The sequence below is a fragment of the Moorena producens 3L genome, from assembly GCF_000211815.1.
Lineage (GTDB): Bacteria > Cyanobacteriota > Cyanobacteriia > Cyanobacteriales > Coleofasciculaceae > Moorena > Moorena producens.
On sequence record NZ_GL890924.1, the window covers coordinates 1 to 23,052 of the forward strand.

Genomic DNA, 23,052 nt, shown 5'->3' on the forward strand with positions numbered 1-23,052 from the left:
CCGAATTTAATTCGCCGACGGAAAGCGCACCTTTGGTTAAAACTTTTTTATTAAGGCGACCCTCTGATCAGGTTTCGTCTCCGGCACACCGAAACCTAGGTCATAGACTAAATACGCTTGGGTCGAGGAGACCTCTATTTTTCCTGGCTCCGGCCTGGTTAAACAAGTCACCTCGTTGTTCGCGTAGCGTGGCCAAAGGCCAAGCAAGAATCCCCGTCCTTCCAGGGCGGGGAGTGTCAATTGACGTTCTCATGCTTTTAATCAATCCCTTGCTTAGTGCAAAGAAGTAAGTCGTGGTAGCTTAAAAGACTAATCTTGTCTACAGAAAAAAAATTTAATCCTTGGAGTTATAAGCCTTGGTGGTGCCAACCCTGGTCAATCCTATTGACCGGAGGGGGCATCATCTTGAGTATCTGGGTAGTTTTCAAAACCCTCTGGATAACACTACTCGTTGCTATGCCAATTCTGCTTTGGTGGACGTACTTTTTGCTGATCTGGCCTGAGCTAATCAAGATTAGTGCTATGAGTGAGGGGAACCGGTCAATATTGCGCAATGATTAATACATAAAATTAATACATAAAACTTAATGGTTACCTTCCCCATAGACCATAGGGTAATCATTGCTGCCTAGAATGTTTCAGGGGAATTCATTCACTATTGACGTAAATCATTAACCAGCCCTTAAGTCAAGCGCTACAATCTGTAATCAATGGGCTGATTTTGGCACTTCCTTTGTTGGCACATAACTCCTTCAAAGAAAGCTGTGCTAATGTTAACCCGGTTCCATCAGGCTATCTTTAGCAGCAAAGAGTTTCATGGACAATCCGGCGGCAACGCTCCACTGCCCAAACCATCAATGTCAGGCTCCCAATCCCCAGACCAACAAGTTCTGCCAAAAATGTCGCACGCCGCTGCTCAGACGATACTTGTGGGCTATTGGGTCAGGCATAAAAGCCGCTCAACCGGGAGAAGTTATTGCTAAGCGCTACCTCCTGATTCATTCTCGTGTTCTTTTAGATACTCAACCAGCGGTACCGCCAGAGACCCCACTAGAGATTCCTCAAACCATAACCCCATACTTGAGACTGGTTTCCTATGGATTACACCTGCCTCAAGTGTATGGTCTGCTAACACCTCAGCCAAGGCATAACAAAGAGATTTGGTTACTCGAAGGAGTACCAATTCAGGCAACAGGGAACATTAATACTCAAGGACAACTGTCACCAGAACTCACTAGCGTCTGGAAAGATGCCTCACCAGTACGCCAACTCAACTGGCTGCAGCAATGGGCTTCACTGTGGCAACCTTTGAGCCGAGAAGGGGTAGCGTCTAGCTTACTGAAATCAGACCTGGTGCGGGTGGAAGGAGCCTTGCTAAGGTTGTTGGAATTGCAGCCTGATCAAACGCCAGCACCAACCTTAAAACAGCTGGGTCAGCTGTGGTCACAACTGCTTGAGGGGGCTTCCCCTGTTATTAGTGAGTTTTGCCAACAACTCTGTTCCCAGCTTACAAAAGGACAGATACAGACATCAGAGCAGCTGTTAGCATTACTGGCGAAAGGGTTGTTTGAATGCCGGTCATGGCAATCGAGAACCTATAAGACTCTCACTCGTACCGATACCGGTCCCGGTCGTAGCCACAATGAAGACGCTTGCTACCCTCCTAGTGGTAAGCTAATTAGCTCTTCAAGAGGTAAGGAAGCTTTGGCAATGGTTTGCGATGGCATTGGTGGACAAGCAGGTGGTGAAATTGCCTCCCAACTGGCGATTGACACTCTCCGACAACAGCTCAAACAACTGCCAGCTAAACTGAAGGTGTGGCACCCAACCACTCTAACCCTGGAATTGGAAAAAGCTGTCTGTGCTGCCAATGACTCCATTAGCCAACGCAATGATCATGAGAACCGATTTGATCGGCAGCGTATGGGAACAACCTTGGTCATGGCTAGAACCCATGCCCATGAAATATACATTACCCATGTCGGGGATAGCAGAATCTATTGGGTGAGTCGCCATGGTTGTCACCAAGTTACTCTAGATGATGATTTAGCGTCTCGAGAAGTGCGGCTTGGATATACCCTTTACCGACATGCTCTACAACAACCAACATCTGGTGCGCTAGTGCAAGCTTTAGGGATGGGTTCATCAACCACACTGCACCCGACTGTACAGCGCTTGGTGTTGGATGAAGATTGTTTGTTTCTGCTGTGTTCTGATGGTCTTAGTGACAATGACCGAGTCGAGCAGTACTGGGAAACTGAAATACTGCCTATTCTCGACGGTCAAATTGATTTGAAGAAAGCAGCAGAACGAATCATTGAGCTTGCTAATACCAAAAACGGGCACGACAATGTCACGGTGGCGTTGATTTACTGTCAAGTCACACCAAGCCAGCCTTCCTTGCCAATCCAACTATCACCGCCACGGATAGAATCCCTTCCCACTCTCGAGACCAACAAGACTCTAATGTTAAACGTTAAGAGTGATCAGCAACCCGCTTCTACTGATGAACAAAAAACAGCGTTGCTCACACTTAACCTCATGGAAGAGGGGGACGCCTCTGGTGACCAAAATCCTAATTATTCAGCTTCAACCTTTCCTGAGAAGACTGGGAGACTTTTGTTGGGCATATTCGTGCTGTTGGTGTTAGGGGGGGTAGTCGTTTATCTGTTGAGTCCAGTGTTGAGTCCAAAGGCGAGTGGACAGATAAATCGCTTCCTGAGTGGGGTTTTTAGTCTCGGTAAGGGGCAACAAATAACCCGTTCTAAAACCCCTACACAGATTCCAGTAACTAAAGCTCCTCCAGAACAAACCCCTGACTCCGGGACCGACCCTAAGCCAGCTGCCTTAATTAAAAACCAAGATATTATTAGAACAGTGGGTCCTGTACAACTTTTGGTTAAACCTGAAAAGCAATCAATCCTTGGGAGATTTACTGCTGGTAGTGTTTTGCAGGTGATTGCCAGAAAAAGGTATCCTCAGGAAGAGACTTGGTGGATTAGATTAAGAGTTTGCTCACCTGGAACCAACAAAACTGATATTCCATCGGATATTCCATCGGATCAAATGGCTAGCCCTCCCAAAGTTGGCTCATCCTCAGTACCGTTAAACTCTAAGCAGACTAAACCCTCTGCTACCTTGGTGTCACAGGGACAGGAAGGGTGGATAAGAGAAAAGGATATTTTACCTATGATGGATCGTAATTTTACACCAACCTCTTCCCAAACGAGTCAATGTCAGAAAAAGACGCCTCCGTCTAGTTCCCCTAGACCTACTCAATCTCCCTAAGTCTCCAGAAAGTAGTGATTAGCTTATCGCTTTTAAGTTAATGCTCACCAAAGCTTTCTGACTAACCACTCAACTCCTCAACTAAGAACTGGAAACTAATGATGTCCTACTAATGACCAATGCCTCATTATTGATAGCGCCAATACCACCCAAGACTCGATAGAGTGATCAAAACATCGGTATATTCCCTATAATGATGAACCTTTAATGTCTGGTATCGAAAATCCTTGCCTCAGTTTAGCGATCGCTCGTCTATCTGCCGCTGGCAGAGAAAACTTGGCTATCTGGGTGCTGAAAGCTCCTTACCCAGGGGGAATGGTTCATCATGATTCTACTTGGTCTGAATACATGACTCAGTCCTGGCTGGCTTGGCAGGAAATGTTTTCCCCATTTTCAAACCATGTGCCGATTAGTGGTCATCACAACCAGTATCCCACCACTTTGCCCTCAGAGAATCAAAACGGTGCTAAAGGTCCGGAGATTAGCTACAGTGGTCGTTTGATGCAAGGTTTGGGCATTGACCTCTGGCAGTGGCTGTTTCAAGGCTCAATTCGCAATGCCCTCGAACGAAGTCAAGGCATTGCCTTGGGACAAAATAAACCCCTTCGCCTGCGCTTGGAAGTCCGCGCTCCAGATTTCATTCCCCTCCCCTGGGAAATTATGCAACCCATGGCGGGTAAACAGGCAATTTCCCTTTCTCAGCAAATCCTGTTTAGCCGCACAACTAGTGATGTAGACGCCCTCGAACCCCTGCGCTCCCACCAGGCTCTCAATATTTTGTTAGTTCTAGGAGAGAAGGTTCAAAAATTAAATGGTTCGACTACCAATTTGGATCTCGAAAAAGAAGCGGCTACCTTGGTAAATGCCCTTCAAGCTGGTAGAGCCGCTCAAACTTCTAGGAACCAATCGGTTCCACCAGTTACCTGCAACGTCTCAAAACTCATACAACCGACACCAGCTGAACTGATTAAAGCACTGGAAACCGGTGCCTATAACATCCTATTCTATGCTGGTCATGGTGAAAGCGCACCAGACGGAGGTTTGCTATTTTTACGCTCGGATGCGAAAATTAGTGGTACGGAATTGGCTCAGGTTCTGGTCCGCACCCAGGTTGCCTTAGCTGTATTCAATGCCTGTTGGAGTGCCAAACCTGACCAAGTGAATTCCCAAACCATTCCCCGTAGTAGTTTAGCTGAGGTGCTCATTCACCACGGTGTTCCAGCAGTTTTGGGGATGCGGGACTCCATTGCTGACCAAGAAGCCGTGAGTTTTATTAAAGCATTCGCCCAAGCCTTGGCGGAGCGGATGCCCATAGACCATGCTGTAGCTGTAGCGAGACAGCACCTGTTGACCCTTTACAAGTTTAACCAACCAGCCTGGACCTTGCCTATCCTTTATATGCATCCTCAGTTTGAAGGGGAGTTAATCCAACCGGTGGGAGAAGGAATTACAGAACTGCCCACCATCACCTCAAGCTGGGTTGAAAGTCCGCCCCCAACGGCATCTTTGCGTTCAATTGGAAAAACCGATCATGTCTGGCCGATTCGAGGTGGATTGATGCGAGTGGGACGCCTACAATCTCACAACGATTTGGTGATTCCCGAAGTTTGTGTTAGTAAGCAACATGCTGAAATTATCTGCCGTGATGCTTTCACTGACCAAGGCTCGGATCCAACTTACTTCTTGAGGGATTTTTCTCGTAATGGGACGAGAATATTAATCGATAATGGTTGGAAAACTGTTCATCATCAGGAAGTTAAGCTAAGGTCTGGTATTCAGCTTAAGTTTGGTGGTCCTCGTGGTCAGATCTTTGAGTTTATTATTGACTCCCCAGAATCTTGAGTCGGACTATCCTCCTGCCGAGGATAAAGTGCAGCTTATGCTGTTAACTATGCTGTTACCAATGGAAGTTTCACAAGGATACTGGTTAGAGTCAAATGGCAACTAGTGGCTGTCTACCTAAAGTCTTCTCTAAATAGCTAACTAATATCACACATAAGTTTAGTTGGAAAGTGCTGTTGCCATGGCAATTAAACACGCGCTGAGAAGTTCAGATTATTTTTTCAGCTGTTGCGGAACTTCCTCAAAAATTGATGTAGCTATTTTATGTCAGGTTTCATCTACTAACCCAAACAGGAGGGGCATTATGAACAGCCAAGCTATTCAATATCAAGAACATCAACAATCAGATTTTGAGGATACTTCGGTTCAAATCCAAGAAGAACTACTAGAATTACTATTACAGCCAGAAGAGGAGTTTTATCCTTGGGATCCAACTCATCCAGAAGCAGAAGCTTATTTTGCTGAGCTAGAAGGAGGTTTTTCCCTCGACGAAATCCAAGATCATCAGGAAATTGCTCAGGCTTCTGTTGCCTTTTTTGAGCGACTAAATCAGTGTTGGGAATTACCGCTCGAATCCACCATCGAATCCACCATCGAATCCACCATCGAATCCACCATTGACTCGTTGAAGGCAGCTTTAGCTAACGGATGTGCTTCTTGCATGCCTACCGAATGGCTAGAAGCGATCGCTTCTAGAGCCCAAGAGGTTGTTGACAAGAACTTGTCCTTAGCAGAGCAACTTGTGCTTTGTGTCAAGCCATTGTTACAAAACTGGACAGAAGACGATCTATTGGTTTTAGCTCGTCCGTGGGCTTACGCCATGCGCAGTAGCTCAGACTCCATGAATGTCAGCCCTTCAGTTAAATCTGAACAGTGGCACTCTTTGTCTTCTATCCAACAAGTCCGCCTAAGCCTAGAAGTAGCCCATTCGGCTCTGATCGAACTAAACAATCACACTAGTAACTAATCATCTCACTAATCATCTCACTAATCATCGTAATTAATTAGTATCGTAATTAGTTATTAGCGTAATTAGTGATTAGTCATTACCACCAAGCTGGGTTTGAACCGAAAAACCGTTTTCTGGTTCTGTCTTTGCCTACATTAATTATAATCCGGACATGATAGTTATCCCAAGTTGCATTGATATGTAGCACCATTACCTCCCATCTGCTCATGTGTGGTTTCTACCATCTACCTAATCCAGAATGCACTTTTATAGCGGTTTTCAGGTTTTTATTCCGATGGAATACAGCCGGTGATTGCACTCGGAATTTACCAGAGACTAACGTGTATTCTACTGAGCTGGAAACCGCTATAAATTTTTAATCTACTCAAAGGTAGTGCAACGTTTTAATTACATCAATATATTGCTTATTGCAATCAATAAACTAAAAAAAAATCTGACATTGACACAATACTACAGGGAGCTGGGTAACAGTGGTAGTAATAGCGTGACAAAATAATACACCAAAGGGGCAGTGAACACATAGCTGTCTGTTCGGTCTAAAATGCCACCATGACCAGGAATTAATTGCCCGGAATCCTTTACACCAGCATCCCGTTTCATTAAGGACTCAGTTAAGTCTCCTAAGAGGCTAGCTACACCAATCATTACTCCGAACATCGTGCCACTCAACTGCCAGCACGGCCAATTCAGATACCAAGCTCCTGCGATTCCTACAGCAATACTACTGACAAGGCCAAATATAGCGCCTTCCACAGTTTTTTTAGGACTGATCATAGAAAGGCGAGTGCGACCAAAAAATTTGCCGAAGGTGTAAGCTCCGATATCTGCTGCCCAAATACAGCTGAATGCTAGGAGAGTTGTACTTAACCCAGCAGGTATGTGACTTAGATTAATCGAAAAATTAGACCAGTATTCACTCCCGGGTAGGTTCGTAGCAGCGACTGTAGCATCTCTAGCTAGGGAGGAGGTTTCAGTTAAACCCACTCGCAGACGGACCCAATAGCCGGGCAGATAACCACCATAGAGTAAACCCAATATGGAAGCCCCAATATCCGCAATGGTTGCTATCTTGGGTTGGAAGAGTAAGTAAAAACAAATAAATGTTCCAGCAATGGGAAACACCGCATCAGCCAGGGTTGGTGAAATGGTAGCTGTAATTAGTAGTAGCTGAGACACAAACATGGTGCTTTTGGTTGCTGGCACCATGCCTTTTGCTTTGACTAGTTGAAAAAGTTCTAACTGACCTAAATAGACAATGACACAGAAGCCGATGGTAAAATACCATCCCCCAAGTAGGATCATCCCCATTGCCAGGGCGATCGCAACTATTCCACTAAAAATCCGTAACCAGGGCATATGACGTTTTTTTTTGACACTCCTGTTCTGACAGAAGAACAGGTTATTTATCTTATTATTGTTAATTTTGTTCCCTGAATGGGTCTATTCCTTACTCTAACTTCTCTCCACTAAGAATAAAAATGGGGTTAACTGCTGCAAATGTTTGATAATTCCCCCGTGTCTCTAGGCGGTTGACGGCTGACTGAACCACTTCGATATTGCGAGCCTGTAACTCTGCTAAGCCTTCTGATATGGAATAGAGTCCTTCTAGATTGTTGGTGGTTGCGACTATCCTCCCTGGAGATTGTAGGTAGGGCCAGACTTCTTTGAGTAAAGTTTTGATTGGTCGTCCTCCTTCAAGGCAAACTCGGTGGGGTTTCAATGGTAGATCTTTGAGACATTCTGGGGCGTTACCTTCGATCACTTCTACGTTGGTGACATTAAAGCGATCGCAATTGTGTCGAATCAGGTTGGCTACTTCTTCATCCCGTTCTACGGCAATAATCTCACTTTTGGGACACAGTAGTCCAATTTCTACAGGAATGGTACCGGTTCCAGCACCGATGTCCCACAACCGGTCTTGGCTTCCTAGTCGTAGGGCAGAAATGATCAGCAGTCTGACTTCTCGCTTACTTAAGGGAATACCGGGTAGGCGTTCAAAGAGGTGATCTGGGATTCCAGGAGTAATGTACGGCCAAATTGGGGATGACATTTGTGGTATTTAGGTTTCGGGGTATTTTTTTTCCTGTAGTTATTTTGATTTATTAAACTAACCACTTCAGGTAGAGAACACACAAAGAGTATTAGAAAGATGCCTGTTCGGTACCTGTTAGGCTAATTTTTTAAGTTTAATCGACTAAAACGATTACTGTGTCTAGTTTTGATAGTTTGATAATTTATTTTTTATCCTAAATAGGAGCTCAAGTTTATAACAACTTAGCATCCCTTTGTAGGGAATAACCATAACTATTTACGAAGATTATAGCCTTGATCATACTTATGAGGTACATTCAATTTTATTACCTCTTTATTAAGGGGGTAAACCCCCAATACCTCTCTGCATCGCTACTCCCTACTCCCTCGGTGCGCTTGACCCGTAATTAAATTCGCCACGGGTCGCACCGCTCCCTACTCCCATTAAGCCAGCAATCTCATTAGTCAATAATAACTTTTATGGTTTGGAGGCTGGGGTCGCTACAACCGGTAATTTGACCACCTAAGGTTAGGATTTTTTGGAGGTATTCAATAGTAGTTGATTTGATTTGTTCTCCTGGCATTAGGGCTGGTATTCCTGGTGGATAGGGACAGATTAATTCTGCACTGATCCGGTTTATGGTTTCGATTACCGGTAGGGTTTGGGTGGGAGCAAAGAAGGCTTCACGGGGGGAGAGTAACGGTTGGAGATTGCAGGTTGCAGGTTGTAGGTTACATAAGGCAGGTTGCTCGGTGGAGGAATTGCCGTTATTTTGGGCAAGTTTGGTGAAAGCTTGTACAAGTTGCTGAATATCGGTTTGGGTATTGCCTAGGCTAATGATAAAGGTTAAGTGGTGAAGTGTGGGTAACTCCGCTGTGACACCAAGCTGTTGATGAATAATTTCATCGGCTTCAAATCCGCTTAATCCTAATTCGGTCACTCTTACGGTTAAGCGAGTTGGGTCTAGGGCTTGGAATCTTGGGGGTTTTATTGGTTCTAAAACTGATAATCGAGGAATTTTGCTGATTTTACTTCTGGCATCCTGGGCTAGCTGCAAGGTACGACTCATGAGTCGTTCTCCATGGAGTGCCATTTGTTGTCGTGCAGCATCTAGGGAAGCAAGTAGTAAGTAACTGGGGCTGGTGGATTGAACTAGCTGTAATGCTTTACTCAACCGCTGAGCATCAATGCGATTGCCCTGAATGTGCAACATCGATGCCTGAGTCATGGCACCGATTACTTTATGAGTTGATTGTACGGTTAAATCGGCTCCGGCTGATAGGGCATCGATGGGTAAATCGGGATGGAAGGCAAAGTGAGGTCCATGGGCTTCATCCACTAGTAGGGGAATATTATGTTGGTGAACTATTTTAGCGATCGCTTTTATGTCACCACAGATTCCCTGATACGTTGGATAGACCATCATCACCGCTTTGGTGTCCGGATGCTCAGTCAGGGCTTGGTTAACTGCAGTTGGGGTGATGCTATAAACTACGTCAGTTGATGGGTCGTACTCGGGGTTAATAAAGATCGGGATAGCACCACACAAGACTAATCCTGCGATCGCGGATTGGTGGATATTGCGCGGTAATAGGATTTTCTCCCCGGTATAGCAGGTGGCTACTATAGCAGCCATCACCCCACAGGTGGAACCGTTGACCAGGAACCAAGTTTTGCTTGCACCAAAGGCTGCTGCTGCTAGGTCTTGGGCTTCTTGGATTACCCCTTCTGGAGCAAAAAGATTATCTAACTCCGGTAATTCTGGCAAATCAGCCCTAAATACTGATTCTCCTAGCAAATCCGCTAATGGATCAGGTATTCCCTTCCCTTGTTTGTGTCCTGGTGCATAAAAGGCTGCATGGGGCTTCTGGGCTGATGCCCGCAGAGCGTCCAATAAAGGTGTCTTTTCCTGAGAAGGTGGTCGATTGTTCACAAATTTTTCCCAATGGCTCTAGCTTATCGAAAATCGCGCCAATTTTAAACCCCTTTGTGAGGCAACCAGGGATTAAAAACCAGTGGACTAGGGGAATCGTGAAAAGCCATCTCCTTCATCAGACTATAAAGGAATTGGTCAGTTAATGATCTCAACTATTACTGACTCACTAGCTTTTTAAATTCCGTTTATTGCTAGTAACGAAAAATCAACTAAAGCGTCCATACACTGCTAGATACTGGCTTGGATCAATTGGTTACTGATCGATAACCAGGATATCGATAATTTTTAATTTATATCATGTCCGGAAGTCCGGATAACTGATAGCTTAGACGTTTCAGATCACTTTAAAATCAGAGATAGTCTCTATCCACACCCTTGCGCCACAATGTAAGGGATTATCAGGACGATACATTACTCTACATGGTCCATTGACTTCCACGGTATGACCATAAGTGTTTTTAGACCCTCGTTTTACGGTAATCACAGGGTTGCGCTCTCCGGTCTTGAGATTTTGGCGAATCACTTTCTGGTTAACGTGAATCACCGCAGGAGTGTAATTTGTACGCTTTGACCAGTTCCGCTTTGGTCCGCGAGTGCCGGGAGTGACCACTGGCATGCCATCAAACAGAGGAATCACCCAAGTTCTACCCACTTTATAGGCTCCTTTGACTCTGCCTTTGCCCAGAAGGTAACGGACGCGACTGGCGGAAACACCTAGTAAATTGGCGGCTTGTGCGGTGGAAATCATCATGAAGGCTTAACCATTGCGTTTACGATATTTTTTATAATAGCATAATTTTATTGATAATGCAAGGGTTAATAAAAACTATTGCACTGTAGCAATGTAAAATACTATGAGTGCTGTAAATAAATAGGGTAAGTGCTGTAAATAGGGTAAGTGTGGGGAGGTGGGAAGAAAGTGCTAGGTATGAATGGAACTTGAGTACAGAAAAACTATTGTACTGTAGCAATAGATTGAGTTAGTGGTTGTTCAAGGCTTGATACTGATGACTGATATAGGAAAAATGCTTACCCTCGCACTATCTTGTTGGTAAATCGAACTTGGAGACATAAGAACTATTGCACTGTCACCATCAATTCGGTCAGTGGATGATCTTACCTTGATACTGATTACTGCTATTCCAAAAATGAGATTGATGACCCTATCAAGTTGGTAAATCCAACTTTGGGAAATAATAACTATTGCACTGTCGCAATCGACTGATTCCGTAGGTGATCAAACCTTGGTCTGTTCGACTCAAGTGAAAAAAAAATACTAATTAAAGTAGGGTGGGCAAAGCCATCTCATCATTAATACTCATTGGAACCAAACTGTTTTTGCCCACTAATTAAAGTAGGGTGGGCAAAGCCATCTAATTATTAATACTCATTGGAACCAAACTGTTTTTGCCCACCCGACAAGTAAGACAAATACCAATTAAAGTAGGGTGGGCAAAGTAATCTCATCATTAATACTCATTGGAACCAAACTATTTTTGCCCACCCGACAAGCTTGCTGCTTACTCTTCCCCCGATTCTAAATTCTAAATTCTACTTGGTGGTGCGTTACGGTGCGGGCTATCCCAATACTGGCGCTCGGTGTTGAACATCAGGGCGAGCCCGCCCCTAACGCACCCTACTGGCGTGGCAAGCTTAAAATAGTGCAATAGATTTTTGAGTAAAAGCTTTTAAAAATCGGCATCGTAGCATTTTTCTAAAGCAACATTTAAGGCTTGCCACGCCACTACGCAATAAATTCTAAATTCTAAATTCTAAATTCTAAATTCTAAATTCTAAATTCTAAATTCTAAATTCTAAATTCTAAATTCTAAATTCTAAATTCTAAATTCTAAATTCCCTGTTCAAGACTATTGGGATTGACTAACTAACGACCAAATCCTGATAGTACCATCTTCGCCACCACTAACTAGAGTGTTTCCATCTGGACTAATGGCAACTGACCAAACCCAGCCATCATGTCCAGATAGAGTGCGCAGCAATTGTCTACTCTCTACATCCCACACCTTGATAGTTTTATCACTGCCAGCACTAGCGATAGTTTTGCCATCGGAACTAATGGCAATGGTAAGAATTGGTGCGGAGTGACTTTCGAGGATAGCTAATTCTTCGCCACTGTTGATATCCCACAACTTGACGGTTTTATCAACACTAGCAACTAGGATGTTGCTATCTTCACTAATGGCAATATCATAAATCTGGGTTGTTTTGAGATGGTTTGCCGCAATTCTAGGGAAGACAAATCCCAAATCTTGATAGAACGATCTGACCCGCCACTGGCACTAACCAAATGTTTTCCATCGGGACTAATGGCAACAGCAGTAACCCAGTCGGAATGCTCGGTAATGGTGCCTAAACTTTGGCCAGTGAGGACATCCCACACCATCACAGTCTTGTCAGGAGAGCCACTTACTAGGATTTTGCCATCGGGACTAATTGCTATTGATCTGACTATACCCGTATGTCCTTTCAAGGTACGAGGTGGTGCTCCAGTTTCTAGGTTCCAGATATTTATTTGTCTTTCTGTTGCAGCAGCGAGACGTTTACCATCTGCACTGATTACCAGAGCACTGGGCGTTCTCGTAAACCCTTTGATCGTCCTCTGTAGCCTACCATCCCTGAGATTCCAAAACTTGATGGTTTTGTCTTTACTGCTACTAATTAGGGTTTTACTATCTGGACTAATGGCGAGAGAATTAACATCTGACCGATGACCTGAAATTACTTGAGTCAGCTGAGCCTCTTGCCAAGACTGGGCTAGCAATGGTTGTTGATAATGTGAGCGTCCTAGGGTTAGCGGATAGACTATCCCTGTAGCCATAGTTAAGATAACCGTAGTGCTAGATAGAGCCAACAGCGCTATTAATCTTTTTCTAAACATCTGTTGGATTTTCATCACTCCTTCACCCTGCTAACGCTAATCCATCACCACGGGGTTCAGATGCCGCTACCAAAACCCCTGACTGACGCAAGATTACTTGACCTTTACCAAAATTTATGCTATCGGCCTTAACCTGAATGTCATGACCCATCTCAGCTAGCTCCAGAGCAATATGACGGGGTACACTCTGTTCCAACAGGACTTGTGACCCATCTACAAATCTCCATCTGGGAGCATCTAGAGCAGCTTGAGGATTCATCCCGTAATCTGCCAGATTAACCACTACCTGTACATGCCCCTGAGGCTGCATGGGGCCTCCCATAACTCCAAAGGGTCCTAGAGGTTGACCATTTTGAGTCAGAAAACCCGGAATAATGGTATGATACGACCGCTTACCTGGTGCGACTTGATTAGGATGACCGGATTCTAGGGTAAACCCTAAGCCTCGGTTTTGCAAGGCAATCCCAGTGCCAGGAATAACAATCCCACTCCCAAAGCCTTGAAAGTTGGATTGGATAAAGGATACCATTAATTCCCCATCTGCTGCTGCTAGATAAACTGTCCCACCTTTGGGTAAACCGGGTTTTGCTAAAGCGATCGCGTTTTCCCCAATTAACTTCCGGCGTTCCCTGGCATACCCATGGTCTAATAGGGTTTCGATTGGGACTTCCATAAACCGGTGGTCACTGATATGGCGGTGAACATCAGCAAACGCTAGCTTCATGGCTTCGATTTGTAGATGGTAGCTTTGGGCTGATTCACGGGGATAGTGGCTTAAGTCAAAACCTTCGATTATATTCAATGCCATTAAGGCCGCTATCCCTTGGGTGTTGGGGGGAATCTCCCATACGGTCAGGTCACGATAGTTAGTTGAAATGGGGTTTACCCACTCAGCTTGGTGACTAGCTAGGTCAGCTTTGGTCAGCACGCCACCAGTATTAGCGGCAAAGTTTGCGATCGCATCAGCAATTTCCCCTTGATAAAAGCTTTCACCACCACTGTTTGCGATCGCTTTCAAGGTCTTAGCATGATCCTTACTCCCCCATACCTCCCCAGCTACTGGTGCGCGCTGGTTAGGGAAAAATACCTGTTTAAATGGTTCAAACTCTGGTCCAGTCAGGGGGAGGTACAGAGCTTCCGCTTGTTTCCAAGCTCTTGCTGTGACTGGAGAGACTGGAAATCCCGCTTCGGCGTATCGAATCGCTGGGGCAAACAATTGCTCAAAGGGTAGCTTTCCCCACCGTTGCCACAAACTACGCCATGCTGATACCGCTCCTGGCACTGTTACCGATAACCAGCCGATAGCAGGAATTTGACTCATACCAGCAAAATGCTCAAGGGTCAGGTGTTGAGGGCTTTTGCCAGAACCATTGATGCCATGGAGTTTACCATCCCATACTAAGGCGAAGGCATCCGAACCAATACCATTGGAAGTAGGTTCAACCACTGTCAATGCGATCGCTGTGGCTATAGCAGCATCTACAGCATTGCCTCCAGCCCAAAACATTTCCATACCAGCTAGGGTGGCTAGGGATTGGCTGGTGGCTACGGCAAATCGATTACCCATGACTACCCTTCGTCTTGATGGGTAGGGATAATTGCTTAAGTTACCCTTGAGCATAATTTTCTCTGGTGAACTATTATCTAGTTATTTTAGAGAGAAGCTGCATAACCCCTAAGTTTGAGTACCAAGTAACTAATGAGGTTTCCTTCTACTTAGTTGTTTGACCTATGAATCGGTTCAAGTTAGGAGTTAGGCGAAAGCGCTACTACAAGTTAGGGGAAAGAATCAATGCCTACTAACAACTCAGATAACAACTCAGGTATCAAACCGTTTTCGACATCTATTTATTTAAAAGACCGCCAAGGTAATAGGGGGATCGAGCCGGTTTTTGAGTCTAATTCTAGATTAGAGGATTTCATGGCACATCTAGTCGAGTCTGAGCCAGATAGGAGCGAAGCCGAGTGGGCTGCTTGCTTCTTATATCAGTTGAGACAAGCATCTGGTATTTACCGGATTTTATCCATGACTAATCCTCCGATAGTGGTGATTAGAGCTGATCTGTTATTGTTAACGTTATCTGATCAGCTCTTATTCAATTATCTACAGTTTGTTTGTTGGTCTGCAGCTCAAGCGATCGCCCATCAGTTGAGTAAATCTCATAATCTTGCGTTACATTACCCTGTAGAAGAATGTTTCATCATTGCTAGTGCAGCAGCCAGCAACCCCGCTAAACTCCTCAGAGGATTTAACTTTTATCCTAAGTCTTCTATTTATGCCTATGCTTTTAATGCCCTCAAGCGAATTATTAGAAATCAAGTCGCCAAGGAACTCAGGTTAAAATCTATCAAGTTTTCTGATTATGGCTTGTTGCGATATTTGGATAAAACAGAACTTGAGCAAGCACTTAACGACTATGGCATCACTAATCAATATTTTAACTATTATCGTCTGGCTTGGCAATCGTTTAAAGACTACTTTAATGAGATGTATCCTCCCAGCAGCAAGGGAAATCATCGCCATCATTCCCCAATTAAATTCCTAACCCAGCAACAGCTTAACCAAATTGCTCTTCGTTACAACCAGCAGTTAAATCGGTTAAATAAACTGGTGAGCTCTGAGTTCCAAAGTGATGAGTTTCATAGGAATAATCTTAGAAGAAGTGATTCAGATTGGTTAAGACAAGTACTACGTTACTCAGCAATCAGCACTCAGCATATGCCCTACGCGCATGCTACGCGAACAGCACTCAGCAATCAGCACTCAGCACTCAGCACTCAGCCCTCAAGACTCAGCACTGAACACATTGAAGAAATGCTAGCCATTTGCATCCAAGCGGTGCGGATGTCTCAACAAAGGAATTCAGTATCCTTAGATGAGTATGGGGAAATTACTGATATAGGATCTAATCCTTTAGAGGTGGTAATCCAAGAGGAAGAAAAGGATGAGTTGACTCAAGTCAGGAGTATTATCTTAAAAGAATTTACGGCTTTAGATCAGCTAGCTCAGAAATCCCTAAGACTTTGGCTTGGTCTAGGCATCAATCAACAAGATTTTATCGAGCTTTTCGGGTTTAAAAAGCAATATCAAGTGGCTCGCCAGTTTCAACGTTATTTTAAACGGATTTTGAAGGCAGTCGTCACCTTTTATTTTCGGGATGCTATGAGCAAAAATATTACCTCTAAAGACATCAATCAGCACCTTAATAAAACCACTAAAACTAACTATATTAATAACTATCTCAAATCTTACTTAAGTGCTGATAGTAAAGAATTATTTGCTCAAATTATTTATAAAATTTATGATGAAATTGTCGATAAAATAATCACGACAAAGCTTAGTAATCTAGAAAAAAAACAACTAATTAGCAGCAACCAGATTTTAAGGGAATTAATTCAACCAAAATTTGAGGTAATGATTGAGGAAAGGTTTGCTATAAAACTGATTAATTTCAGATCAGCTAAGCCAGCGATCGCTAAATTTATTGAGCGGTGGCTCCAGCAAAATCAGGCACTAATAGAGCAATCCCAATCACAAAACAGTCAAAAGCCATGTAGGCACAGTGAAACCTGAAACGTGAAACGTTAACCCAAATATACCAAATACCAATTAACGATTAACCAAAAAGGAGATGAGTCAATGAAATTACGTTTAGAGGATGTAGCTTGCCTACACCCAGACCAAATGTTGATAGAATTCTCCCCAGAAGAACGAGAAAAAGCATGGCAACAAACCCAAGCTCAAGGTTATTCTAACCAAGCTGCTCGTTGGCGAGCCTATCTGAATTGTCTCTGTCTGAATACGTTTTTAAGCTATCTGGACACAGAAGCAAATTTAACAGAACCAAATTTAACAGGAACAAATTTACTAGAAACAGCACTAGACAAAGCACTAAACAAACCACTAGATACACCACTAAACAAACCACTAAACAAACCACTAAACAAAGCATTAGTATGGCCAGAGTTGGGGGATTTACCAAGTTTCTGGGACGTAGTGAATGGTACAGCTGTTGAGCTAAACCAGACGCGACTGGTATTAATTCCTAGTGAAGAAATCAAATTTACAGCGTTGCGAGTACCGCGAGAGTGGGTTGATATTCCTGAGTGGGCTAGTCATTATTATGTGGCGATGCAACTGAATTTAGAAGAATGCTGGTTACAGGTGTGGGGATACACCACTTATCAACAGTTACGTGATCATGGTAACTATGACATCATCGATGAAACCTATGCTGTGGATGCAGTAGATTTAATTGAAGATTTGAATGTGATGTGGGTAACGGAGGAACTTACTCCAAGTCCCAAACTGACAGTAAAGCCAATGGCAAGATTATCCTGTGATGAAGCAACAACGTTAATCAAGCAATTGAGCCAGGAAACTCCTTACTCTCCGAGGCTAGATATTCCTTTTGCTAAGTGGCAGGCACTGGTATCAAATTCTAAATGGCGCAAAGAATTATATAAACAACGTTCCCTAGTTTACTCTCGTAAGCCATCTATAAACTTACTCTCATGGCTGGATAATTTCCTGGAGGCTGGTTGGCAAACTGTTGAGGAAGTTCGAGCACGTAATTGTCAACCTACTCTAAGAGTAGCTTACCGGTCTCAACAGACTCGTTTGAAGGATAGTTTGAATGGTAATTCTTCAGCATCTTCCCCCTTTTACGAAAATATCCCTGAAGCTGTGACCGCAATTATTAAACTATTAAAGACCAATAACAGTAAACAAACTAACTTACCGGCTATAGAATTATTGGGTGAAATTGCTCATGGTAGCTTAGACGCGATCGCATTGCTTGCTGACATGATCAATACTACTCACGATCATGACTTACGCCGCCAAGCCGCTGTCAGTTTAGGAAAACTTGACCCAAATCATCCCCAAGCTGGGATTAGGCGAGTTAGGATAATTGATTTAGAAATGCAACTGAATGGGAGCAAAGTAGCATTTATGGTTACTCTCATACCTGAAGCAGATGGGGGAATTAATGTTCACTTACGGGTGTATCCTACTAATGAGAAATATCTAAAAAATAATCTCCAATTGCTAGTACTTGATCAGCAGGGAGAAATTTTCTTGTCGGCTCAGTCGAGAAGTGCTGATAATTGGATCCAATTAGAGTTTCATGGCGAAAGGGGGGATAGGTTTATGGTAAAATTGGTACTGGTAGATGCCAGCTTTTCCAAAGAGTTTGTCTTGTAACTTATCTTGGGTTGTTCGCGTAGCGTGGCCTTTTGGCCAAGGTTGTGAGGTTGTTCGCGTAGCGTGGCCTTTTGGCCAAGGTTGTGAGGTTGTGAGATTGTGAGGTTGTGAGGTTGTTCGCCTTTGGCGTTCGGTGTAGGGTAGGTTGTCTGTCAGAATGCAGAATGTAGAATGTAGAATGCAGAATGTAGAATGTAGAATGCAGAATGCAGAATGTAGAATGCAGAATGCAGAATGCAGAATGCAGAATGCAGAATTCCCAATTCTAAATTATAAATTCTACATTCTTAATTCAAAAATGTTGTTCGCCTTTGGCGTTCCCGTAGGGTAGGGTGATTAATTTGTCACCTATGTTCGGTTGAATGTTTTTATATAGCGTTTCTCATACTTATCAGGTAGAGTCAATTTTATTACCCCGACTCCCGACTCCCTCGGTGCGCTTGACCCGTAATTAAATTCGCCACGGGTCGCACCGCTCCCGACTCCCTAAAACCCAGGACTTTCTCTCCCAACCAATTTAAAAAATATATTAATAAATTCAATAATACCGGATGAAAAATGACGAATTTAGTTACTTTAAAAATAGTTGATGGTGACTTTGAACAGGGGTTTCGGGTCATCCTCAAAATTGGGATTGATGCCAAGGAAAATAATTTAATGGCTAGAGAAATTGACGGTTGGTTACCACCAGCACCTCACATTAACCAATTGTGTGACAGTTGGCTCTTAAGCTATCGTGCTCAAGGGAGAATCAAAGTGCATCGGAAACTGACAGCTCCCTCAGAACAGATAACCAACTATTCAATTATCCACTCAGCTCAGGATTTACAAGAGGCGATCAATAATTGGCTAAATTCAACCGATAGAAAGTTTCAACGCTTCCGGGATCAAGTGTTAAAATCTTTATCGACCAATGACCAGATTCGGTTTATTATTCAAACTAATAATCTCAAACTTTGGCAACTGCCTTGGCATCTCTGGGATGTCTTGTCCGATTGTGATATTGAGGTTAATTTCAGTGCTTCAGAATTTCCCCCACCCTCACCACCAAGCAAAAAATATATAAATAAAGTCAGAATATTGGCAATTCTAGGAGATGACACCGGGATTGATATCCAGAAGGATTTGGCATTACTCCAGGAGGAATTACCCGATGCAGAAATTTCCCCCTTAATCAGTCCCCAAAAAAAACAATTAAGCCAGGAATTATGGGAAAAAAAGTGGGAGATATTGTTTTTTGCTGGTCATAGTTTTACCCAGAATAAAAAGAATTTACAAGGACGGTTTTTCATCAATCAGGATGAAAGCATCACCATTGAGGAGTTAAAGTATGGTCTAACCAATGCGATTAAGAATGGGTTGAAGTTGGCTATCTTTAATTCCTGTGATGGGTTAGGATTAGCAGCAGAATTGGTTAGTTTACCAATCTCGACAACCCTGGTAATGCGGGAAAAGGTGCCAGATGAGGTAGCTCAGAAGTTTTTGAGGTATTTTCTCAACGCATTTGCCACAAAGGGAAAATCCTTATCGGATTCAGTGTGGGAAACCCGGAAAAGATTGCAGGAGGAGGTAGAAGATAACTATCCCTGTGCCAGTTGGTTACCAGTGATATTTCAGAATCCTGCTCTGAAACCGCCAACTTGGAAAGACTTGACTAAGGGATTCTATACCAAGAATAAACCCAAACTCTCAACGGTTTTACTGGTAAGTTTTATTGCCACTATTGCAGTGATCACAATACGATCGCTAGGGCTGTTACAAGGATCAGAATTACGTGCTTTCGACCATCTCATGGGTCTGCGACCACCTGAAAAGCGGGATGAGCGGGTTTTAGTAATTGCGGTGGAAGAACCAGATATTAAGTATCAGGACAAGATGGGTTGGTCGAGGAAAGGGTCATTATCCGATACGGCTCTGGCACAACTGTTGCGGAAACTCAACCCTGATCAACCGCGAGTGATTGGCTTAGATATTTATCATGACTTTGAGTTTGAACCCAGCTTAGCTACTCAATTGAAGCAAAATCCCCGTTTCATTGCGGTGTGCAAAATGCCAAGTATTGATCAGACTGCTATCGCTTCACCACCCGGTATGGCATCACAACAGATCGGCTTTAGTGATTTGCCTCGTGACCCAGATGATATTATCCGCCGCCAATTTCTAGCGATGACCCCTTCGGATACTTGTGATACCAGTTACTCTCTGAGTTTACAAGTCGCTCTGAATTACCTAGCCCAAGAGGGAATCCCGCCGATGACGAGAAATTCAGCAGGGGATGTAGAAATCGGTGGTGTGATGTTTCGGAAATTCCCACACAATGCTGGTGGGTATCAGTTAGAGCCAGATCATGCCATGGGATATCAGATGCTCCTTAATTACCGTGCTAAGAATCCCAAAAAAGTTAATCTCCAAGACTTACTCAAGGGTAAACTCGATTCCCAACTGCCCACTTTGGTCAAGGATAAGATTGTCTTGATTGGGGTGGGTAAAGATTCAAAGGATGTACACCTGACTCCCTATACTAAAGGGCCATGGCCTGACAAAATACCTGGGGTTATGGTTCACGCTCAGATGACTAGTCAGATTATTAGTGCTGTTTTGAATCAACGACCCTTGCTCTGGTGGTTGCCACAGTGGGGGGAACTGCTTTGGATTGGTAGTTGGTCTTTGGTGGGAGGCCTATTAGTTTGGCGTTTACATTCCCCATCCTACTTGGGAGTTGCTGTTTTTGCTGGTATCAGCCTCTTATCTGGAGTCTGTTATGTTCTCTTACTCCAAGGGGGATGGATACCCTTTATACCATCAGCCTTGGGGTTAGTGGCAACCAGTGGTTCCATCGTAGTTTATAGCATTTTCAAATGAATTGTAAACAATAATGACAGTTTTTTATATTCCCAAAAATCCCTAGATACTTGATTAGCTATTGCCTGTTGCCTCTTGCCTCTTGCCTTTACTAATCACGATTATGTTTACATCTCAAATGGAAAGGCTAGATTTATCATCCAAGTCTTTTAGATAATTTTGATAAAAAGGTTATTTGTTTAAAGATTTAGTGAATTTTAATTCAACTAGAGAAATGAGTCGGGATTGATATGTAATACTGTTTTTGGTAGATAAATCAGTCATCAAGGTTAACTGCGTCATTGTTCTCATAGCTACCAACCTGAAGGCGTAAACGAAAAGTAACCATTCAGTGGTCAGCGGTCAGTGGTCAGCCGTCAGCCGTGGGCTTTTGGCCCACGCTGGGCGAACAGTAGCGTGGCACAGGCTAGAAGCCTGTGACGTAGCCCATAAGCTGATCACTGATGATACCTGTACCTGAAAGCTGATCGCTGAATGCTGATAGCTGAATGCTTACAACGAAAAGACACCCAGGTTGAGATCTAGCATTTCTAAATAGATCGCGTTGCATCAGTCTTTGAATGAATAGGAGTAGAGTGGGCATCCTGCCCGCCCGAAAATATATTGAAACTGGCAAGATGCCAGTTCCACGCAAGATGCCCATTCCACAGGTGCGACCCGTGGCGAATTTAATTCGCCAAGGTCAAGCGCACCTAAGCAAGATGCCTATTCCACAGGTGCGACCCAAGGGCGATTTACTCGCCCATTGGAAAGCGCGCACCTACTCTTAAAATCATTCCATTATTAAGCAACGCCAAATAGATTGGCAAATGCTCTATATCCGATCGGTGTGATAAGAAATGTAAACGTTTGCATAAAATCCCTGAGTAAGGACTGATAAAGATTATGGAATGCTTTAAAAAAATTAACGTTTGTCAAACCTCTCAGTATGTATAAACTCAAGCTAGCGTTGTACAAACCTTCTTTGATCTTGGCCCTTGCCTGGGTACTACTTAATTTCACCATTTACCCTCTACGAGCGCGTTCGCAGTCTGTTGCCCTAAACAGCAACTCTGTCACAAATAGTTTCTCCCGATCCGATACTCCATCAGGTCAACCAGATGTAGACTTTGGGGGTGATAGCAGAACTGATCAGATCACAACAGCTGGAGGACGTTTATATTTCCTCCCACCAGACTACACTACACCAAATGCTACACAAAATCAAGACTTTGATGATGTGGGCAGACCACCGAAACGAACATCAGGAGGATCACGTGGTCTGTGTTCGGATCAGCTGATTGCTATAGTCCCTGGTAGTAGCGAGATTGTCGAGGCAACGGGCAACTGTAGTAATGATTCCAACTCTTCCTTAGCACTGACCTTAGCTGAGTCTCCTACCTTTTGGTTTTATGTTCCTGAACAGTCTACTCGTGAACTAACGGTAGAGTTTGTACTGCTCAATCAGAACCAACAGGCTGTACTAGTAAAATCGATCACCTTATCTGGAACTCCTGGTATTGTCCGTGTTCGATTGAACCAACCCCTACAAACTGACCAGCTATATCGATGGCAGTTCTCTGTTTTAGTTAATCCCCAAAACCCGTCTGGGAATCCCACGGTGGAAGGATTAGTCAAACGAATCACAGCAGACTCTACCCTCAGTAGTAAGCTAAACGCTGCTACTTCGCCACGGGACCGTATTGCTATTTATGCGAGCCACGGTATTTGGCATGATGCGATGACAGCCTTAGCTCAACTACGGTCCCAGAAACCAGAGGATTCTAGGTTAGAACGGGATTGGGAGGATTTCCTAGGTTCCGTGGGTTTGCGTGCGATCGCAGTCAAACCCCTAGTTGATTGTTGTATAGCAAAGTGAGTCGGGAGTCGGGAGTCGGGAGTCGGGAGTCGGAACCCACCCCTAACCCCTCCCAGGAGGGGAACGGGAGTCGGGAGTCGGAACCCACCCCTAACCCCTCCCAGGAGGGGAACGGGAGTCGGGAGTCGGGAGTCGGGAGTCGGGAGTCGGGAGTCGGGA

General features: G+C 44.0%; 19 protein-coding genes and 1 pseudogene. 10 read left to right on the top strand and 10 right to left on the bottom strand.

What is annotated here, in order from left to right:
* Nucleotides 1–100: 100 nt before the first annotated feature.
* Nucleotides 101–253: a hypothetical protein gene (locus tag LYNGBM3L_RS43615; RefSeq protein ID WP_154659805.1), complete on the bottom strand. Its 153-nt coding sequence runs from the start codon at nt 251–253 to the stop codon at nt 101–103.
* 131 nt (nt 254–384) lie between these two features.
* Here LYNGBM3L_RS43615 and LYNGBM3L_RS47425 point away from each other — a divergent pair, with 131 nt between their 5' ends.
* The 4 genes from LYNGBM3L_RS47425 to LYNGBM3L_RS15195 all read left to right on the top strand — a co-directional run bounded on the left by LYNGBM3L_RS47425 (nt 385) and on the right by LYNGBM3L_RS15195 (nt 6,097).
* Nucleotides 385–561, top strand: a complete 177-nt coding sequence (locus tag LYNGBM3L_RS47425; RefSeq protein WP_324293478.1) for a DUF6737 family protein — start codon at nt 385–387, stop codon at nt 559–561.
* Nucleotides 562–816: 255 nt separating this feature from the next.
* A complete protein-coding gene (locus tag LYNGBM3L_RS15185) occupies nt 817–3,288 on the top strand; it encodes a PP2C family protein-serine/threonine phosphatase (protein ID WP_048815254.1) in 2,472 nt (823 codons plus the stop codon).
* Between the two features lie 207 nt (nt 3,289–3,495).
* On the top strand, nt 3,496–5,130 hold the full coding sequence (locus LYNGBM3L_RS15190; RefSeq protein WP_008184885.1) for a CHAT domain-containing protein: 1,635 nt from the start codon (nt 3,496–3,498) through the stop codon (nt 5,128–5,130).
* A gap of 304 nt (nt 5,131–5,434) precedes the next feature.
* Nucleotides 5,435–6,097 carry a hypothetical protein gene (locus LYNGBM3L_RS15195; RefSeq protein ID WP_008184887.1) on the top strand — a complete coding sequence of 221 codons (663 nt, stop codon included), beginning with the start codon at nt 5,435–5,437 and terminating at the stop codon, nt 6,095–6,097.
* A gap of 79 nt (nt 6,098–6,176) precedes the next feature.
* On the opposite strand, the gene LYNGBM3L_RS48685 is transcribed toward LYNGBM3L_RS15195, so the two are convergent.
* The 8 genes from LYNGBM3L_RS48685 to LYNGBM3L_RS15225 form a co-directional block, all read right to left on the bottom strand.
* The gene (locus LYNGBM3L_RS48685; protein WP_267872041.1) at nt 6,177–6,308 is read right to left on the bottom strand and encodes a hypothetical protein; all 132 of its coding nucleotides are present in this window, start codon (nt 6,306–6,308) and stop codon (nt 6,177–6,179) included.
* Nucleotides 6,309–6,550: 242 nt separating this feature from the next.
* Nucleotides 6,551–7,456 (bottom strand): phosphatidate cytidylyltransferase, encoded by a 906-nt coding sequence (locus LYNGBM3L_RS15200; protein ID WP_008184889.1) that lies wholly within the window; start codon nt 7,454–7,456, stop codon nt 6,551–6,553.
* Nucleotides 7,457–7,547: 91 nt separating this feature from the next.
* Nucleotides 7,548–8,150 (bottom strand): precorrin-6Y C5,15-methyltransferase subunit CbiT, encoded by a 603-nt coding sequence (gene cbiT / locus LYNGBM3L_RS15205; protein WP_008184891.1) that lies wholly within the window; start codon nt 8,148–8,150, stop codon nt 7,548–7,550.
* A gap of 442 nt (nt 8,151–8,592) precedes the next feature.
* Nucleotides 8,593–10,065: an aminotransferase class I/II-fold pyridoxal phosphate-dependent enzyme gene (locus tag LYNGBM3L_RS15210; protein WP_008184893.1), complete on the bottom strand. Its 1,473-nt coding sequence runs from the start codon at nt 10,063–10,065 to the stop codon at nt 8,593–8,595.
* Nucleotides 10,066–10,402: 337 nt separating this feature from the next.
* On the bottom strand, nt 10,403–10,819 hold the full coding sequence (locus LYNGBM3L_RS15215) for a helix-turn-helix domain-containing protein (protein WP_008184895.1): 417 nt from the start codon (nt 10,817–10,819) through the stop codon (nt 10,403–10,405).
* Nucleotides 10,820–11,936: 1,117 nt separating this feature from the next.
* Nucleotides 11,937–12,335 carry a WD40 repeat domain-containing protein gene (locus LYNGBM3L_RS33975; protein ID WP_071986889.1) on the bottom strand — a complete coding sequence of 133 codons (399 nt, stop codon included), beginning with the start codon at nt 12,333–12,335 and terminating at the stop codon, nt 11,937–11,939.
* Nucleotides 12,245–12,982, bottom strand: a complete 738-nt coding sequence (locus LYNGBM3L_RS15220; RefSeq protein WP_008184899.1) for a WD40 repeat domain-containing protein — start codon at nt 12,980–12,982, stop codon at nt 12,245–12,247. Before LYNGBM3L_RS15220 ends, LYNGBM3L_RS33975 begins: the two co-directional genes overlap by 91 nt.
* 7 nt (nt 12,983–12,989) lie before the next feature.
* Nucleotides 12,990–14,588: a gamma-glutamyltransferase family protein gene (locus tag LYNGBM3L_RS15225; protein WP_044493344.1), complete on the bottom strand. Its 1,599-nt coding sequence runs from the start codon at nt 14,586–14,588 to the stop codon at nt 12,990–12,992.
* A 171-nt stretch (nt 14,589–14,759) separates the two neighbouring features.
* On the opposite strand from LYNGBM3L_RS15225, the gene LYNGBM3L_RS15230 reads away from it, so the two are divergent.
* From LYNGBM3L_RS15230 to LYNGBM3L_RS33985, 6 genes are all read left to right on the top strand, one after another.
* Nucleotides 14,760–16,541: a hypothetical protein gene (locus LYNGBM3L_RS15230; protein WP_008184904.1), complete on the top strand. Its 1,782-nt coding sequence runs from the start codon at nt 14,760–14,762 to the stop codon at nt 16,539–16,541.
* A 66-nt stretch (nt 16,542–16,607) separates the two neighbouring features.
* Nucleotides 16,608–18,173 carry a DUF1822 family protein gene (locus LYNGBM3L_RS33980; protein ID WP_008184906.1) on the top strand — a complete coding sequence of 522 codons (1,566 nt, stop codon included), beginning with the start codon at nt 16,608–16,610 and terminating at the stop codon, nt 18,171–18,173.
* Nucleotides 18,174–18,731: 558 nt separating this feature from the next.
* Nucleotides 18,732–21,035, top strand: coding sequence for a CHASE2 domain-containing protein (locus LYNGBM3L_RS15240; RefSeq protein WP_008184910.1), 2,304 nt, complete (start codon nt 18,732–18,734; stop codon nt 21,033–21,035).
* Nucleotides 21,036–21,366: 331 nt separating this feature from the next.
* Nucleotides 21,367–21,495, top strand: coding sequence for a hypothetical protein (locus tag LYNGBM3L_RS48690; protein WP_267872042.1), 129 nt, complete (start codon nt 21,367–21,369; stop codon nt 21,493–21,495).
* A 100-nt stretch (nt 21,496–21,595) separates the two neighbouring features.
* Nucleotides 21,596–21,805 (top strand): hypothetical protein, encoded by a 210-nt coding sequence (locus tag LYNGBM3L_RS15245; RefSeq protein WP_008184911.1) that lies wholly within the window; start codon nt 21,596–21,598, stop codon nt 21,803–21,805.
* Nucleotides 21,806–21,963: 158 nt separating this feature from the next.
* Nucleotides 21,964–22,893 carry a DUF928 domain-containing protein gene (locus LYNGBM3L_RS33985; RefSeq protein WP_008184914.1) on the top strand — a complete coding sequence of 310 codons (930 nt, stop codon included), beginning with the start codon at nt 21,964–21,966 and terminating at the stop codon, nt 22,891–22,893.
* Here the strand turns inward: LYNGBM3L_RS33985 and LYNGBM3L_RS45110 are convergent.
* A pseudogene (locus LYNGBM3L_RS45110) lies at nt 22,859–23,052 on the bottom strand (hypothetical protein); the annotation flags it as partial. The gene LYNGBM3L_RS33985 and the pseudogene LYNGBM3L_RS45110 sit on opposite strands and share 35 nt — an antisense overlap.